The sequence below is a fragment of the Moorena sp. SIO4E2 genome (genome assembly GCF_010671945.1).
GTDB lineage: Bacteria > Cyanobacteriota > Cyanobacteriia > Cyanobacteriales > Coleofasciculaceae > Moorena > Moorena producens.
Genome location: NZ_JAAHIE010000633.1, coordinates 1 through 3,759, shown reverse-complemented (window position 1 = coordinate 3,759; position 3,759 = coordinate 1). Strand labels below are relative to the sequence as shown.

General features: G+C 43.1%; 4 protein-coding genes. All 4 read left to right on the top strand.

Annotated features, from left to right (window positions below):
• Positions 1-52 precede the first annotated feature (52 nt).
• Positions 53-676 carry a glutathione S-transferase family protein gene (locus tag F6K37_RS34470; protein WP_287255310.1) on the top strand — a complete coding sequence of 208 codons (624 nt, stop codon included), beginning with the start codon at positions 53-55 and terminating at the stop codon, positions 674-676.
• Between the two features lie 385 nt (positions 677-1,061).
• Positions 1,062-2,315, top strand: a complete 1,254-nt coding sequence (locus tag F6K37_RS34465) for a tetratricopeptide repeat protein (protein WP_287255308.1) — start codon at positions 1,062-1,064, stop codon at positions 2,313-2,315.
• Positions 2,297-3,394 (top strand): tetratricopeptide repeat protein, encoded by a 1,098-nt coding sequence (locus F6K37_RS34460; RefSeq protein WP_287255306.1) that lies wholly within the window; start codon positions 2,297-2,299, stop codon positions 3,392-3,394. Before F6K37_RS34465 ends, F6K37_RS34460 begins: the two co-directional genes overlap by 19 nt.
• Before the next feature lie 40 nt (positions 3,395-3,434).
• A partial coding sequence (locus F6K37_RS34455; protein ID WP_287255304.1) for a tetratricopeptide repeat protein occupies positions 3,435-3,759 on the top strand: 325 nt, incomplete at its 3' end.

The window sequence follows — 3,759 nt, the reverse complement described above, 5'->3', positions numbered from 1 at the left end:
TGGGCAAAGTGCATTTAATACTTCTAAGGTAAACGAATCTAGATCTATAACAATGTCTTATCCTACTCAAGAGTCAGAATTCAGTAGTCATGACAATTTTGAAGTCAGTCAATCATCTGCACAACTAAAACTTTATGGTGCTCTTCGGAGCCGAGCTGCGATTGTGCAGTGGTATCTTGAGGAGTTGGGAGTGCCCTATGAGTATATCTTGCTGGATATGAAAGCTGGAGAGCATAAACAGCCGGAATACCTGTCGATTAATCCGATGGGGAAAGTGCCAGCAATTGTGGATGGGGACTTCAAACTTTGGGAGTCGGGAGCAATTTTGGTTTACCTAGCTAATAAGTATGGAGAAACCCCTAGTTCTCTGGAAGAACAGTCAGACATTGTGCAGTGGGTGTTGTTTGCTAATGCTACCTTAGGACTAGAATTGTTTTTGGACGATAGACGGGAGAAAGAAACGCCCCGTTTGTTGAAGCCACTAAATGAAATATTAACCGATAAACCGTTTTTGTTAGGGGATAATTTAAGTGTGGCGGATATTGCAGTAGGGTCTTATTTAGCTTATGCCAAAATACTGGTAAATTTGGATTTGAAGGAGTATCCAGCTGTTGCTGATTATCTGATGCGTTTGTCTCAACGTCCAGCTTTTAGAGAAACTATTGGTAATCGGTAATCGGGAGATATAGCGCTACGCGCAAGTCAGAAGTTAGAAGTCAGAAGTCAGAAGTAAGCTTAGACTTACGTTTGCTGAGTTTAGGAGCGATGCAGAGGTGCGACCCGTGGCGAATTTAATTCGCCAACGGAAAACGCACCATTACGGTCTTGGTGGTTTCCCCATGAGCGACTGCATCAAGACAATGTCAAATACCTTAATGGGTAGTGCTATAGGTAGATAGGGAGATAGAGAAATACTGCCAACGCTTACCATAAACTAATAAAGATTATGTGAACTAAATTTAAAGTTTTAGTAAATTTTTGTAACAACTCGTTATAGTCGCTTCTGAATAGTTTTGATAAAATAAGGCTGCTACAAAAAAATTCTATAATTCCAATCGGCGATGACCAAAGCCAATTCTGGACTTTACTTTGCTCTGATTCGGTGTGAGCAGGCTTGGGAGTATTTAGATTGCCCAACAAATACTTTATCTAAGGAAAAAGCGTTAGAAGTTTTATCGGCTAGAGATGCTCTTCAAAAGGTATTGAAAACTCAGGAGCCAGTGGCTGTTGATATCCTATCCCAAGTGATGCAGCTGGATGCCAAGTTGAAAGAAAATTCTGGTAGGATCCTGAAAGTTATTAACTTGGCTGACTGTCGGGAAAGTTTGCCTGCTCCCCCTCAGGATTGGTGGTGGCATTTAGACCGCAAACAGGTTAACTGGTTAATCAGAGGGCTGACTGTAATTACTTGGACCGGTAGCTTAGGGCTATTGGCTAATATTGCTAGTCGGTTTCTGAGTGGAGGAGTGGGGGTTTTGGGCGCAGCAGCAGTGGTTTTTCCTAGTTTATTGACCTTGCTGAAAGCTAAGAGTGAATTAACGGAAGCAGGACGAGAAGGGCTGGAAAAACTTATCGCTAAATTAGGCATTCCCCAATACCATCAAGAAGGAGCAAAATTTGGCTCTCTTGTGGGTTTGGGTGGGCTATTACTGGGCTTTTGGTTGCTTTTGCCCTTATTTTCTGAAGCTTACAATGATCAAGGACAAGAAAACTATGATCAGGGAGAGTTGGGCACTGCGGAAGAGAATTATTTGAGAGCGATTGCTTTGAATCCCGATAATGTGGATGCTCACTACAATTTGGGCAATCTCTATGAGGACTTGCAGCAGTTTGATAAAGCCCGCACTGAGTATCTGCTAGCAGTGAAAGGGGATGTGCCAGAAGCCTATAATAATTTGGCTCGCTTGTTGATTAAAAAGAAGGAATATCCCGAAGCAGTAGCTCTACTTAATAAAGGTCTTTTAGAAGCACAGAAGCAGGATAGTTTTGCTGAGGTTAAGTACAACTTGTTTAAAAATCTAGGATGGGCGAAGTTTCAGCAAGGTTCAGATCTAGATCCTGAGGCAGAGCAGGCACTAAAAGCTGCAACAGGTATTGCCAGTAATCCAGACTTGGCTCAATATTTGCCGAATCGGGGGTCAGCTTATTGTTTATTAGCCCAAGTGCTACAACGGCAGAAAAATCCTGGAGCTATCCAACAGTGGCAGCAGTGCTGTAAGTTGGCTTCTACTGTCAATGCTGATGAAGATACTTGGTTAAATCTAGCTCACAAGAACTTAAAGAAGGCAGGAAAATCATGCACAACAAACCGATGATTTTAAAAAAAACCTTAACAGGGGTGGTTTTTGGTCTAGCGTGCCTTGGGTTATTAGCTGGACCTGATTTGGCTTCGGATCAAAGACATTCAAGAAGTCTTAATTTTATTTACGACATTGAAGGGGATGTCAAGATCAAGCGGAGTGAATGGAACGACTATCATAATGCCAATGTGGGAGATTTAGTCAATCCCTCCGACCAATTACTGCTGGGAACTGGTGCATCAGCGAAGGTGAGGTGTAGCAATTTATCGGTTTGGCATTTGCAAGGGGATTCTGCTAACAGAGTATCCGATGGTTGTCCTTCTGTAATACTGACTAACCCTCGCCCTAACAGCCCTCGGGTGGCACCCCGCGCCCCTAAACAGAGAATTCCCTACATCATCACCCCTCGCCATACCGCTTTACTGAATCACCGCCCCATATTCCGTTGGCATCCAGTGCCTGGAGCAACTAGCTATCAGGTTTCAGTACAAGATGCTAGCTTAACCTTGGACTGGCGGACGAAAACCAGCAAGACAGAAATCGAGTATCCTGGTGAACCTCCCTTACAACCAGACTCCTATTATCTTGTTACCGTAAAAACTGACAAGGGATACTCCTCTGATCAAGAACAGGGAGTTGACTTAAGTTTTACCCTATTGGATTCCCAAAACGCTGAGTCAGTAGCAACAGCAGTCGCCCAAGTCAAACAACAGCAATTGACCCAAGAGGTAGAAACCCTGACATTAGCCTATCTTTACCATAGTTATGACTTGAAAGCAGAAGCCATAGAGTTACTAGAAGGGTTGGTAACAGAGGGAAGCCAAACAGCAGCAGTCTATCAACTGTTGGGAGATTTATACCAAGAGGTGGGATTGAGCCAGCAGGGGAAACGTCTTTATTTACAAGCTTTGGAACTAGCTAAAGGTACTAGAAATTTAGAAGGGCAAGCTCAGGCGCAAGTTGGATTAGGACAAGTAGAAGACAGTAAAACTGAGGCCATAGAGTGGCTAACCAAAGCACAAAAAAATTATCAAAAATTGGGTTATATAACGAAAGTTCAGGAGGTAAAACAATGGATCAACAAGTTTCAGTAAACCCTATTCAAACACTGACCTAAACCGACACCCTAGACTCATGACCCAACGCGACGAAACCCGCACCCAAGCCCAACAACTTTTCGCTCAGGGGATGCAACTGTATGACCAACAAAGGGCAGAACCCTCCAGACAGGCAATTACCAAATGGGAAGCAGCACTTATTTTATGGCGTCAATTAGGGAATAAATCTCAGGAAGCTTTGACTTTGCTTTGGATCGGTCGTGTTTGCAGTAATTTAGGATTTAAGCAAAAAGCCCTTGAATACTACAATCCAGCATTATTAATCTTTCAAGCAATTGGGCAACGCACAGGGGAAGCAGTAACTCTCAACAATATTGGTCTTGTCTATTCTGACTTAGGAG

What these genes read in the sequence shown, in the direction of transcription:
- F6K37_RS34470 (WP_287255310.1), top strand. Translation starts at nt 53, where the DNA reads ATGTCTTATCCTACTCAAGAGTCAGAATTCAGTAGTCATGACAATTTT.
- F6K37_RS34465 (WP_287255308.1), top strand. Translation starts at nt 1,062, where the DNA reads ATGACCAAAGCCAATTCTGGACTTTACTTTGCTCTGATTCGGTGTGAG.
- F6K37_RS34460 (WP_287255306.1), top strand. Translation starts at nt 2,297, where the DNA reads ATGCACAACAAACCGATGATTTTAAAAAAAACCTTAACAGGGGTGGTT.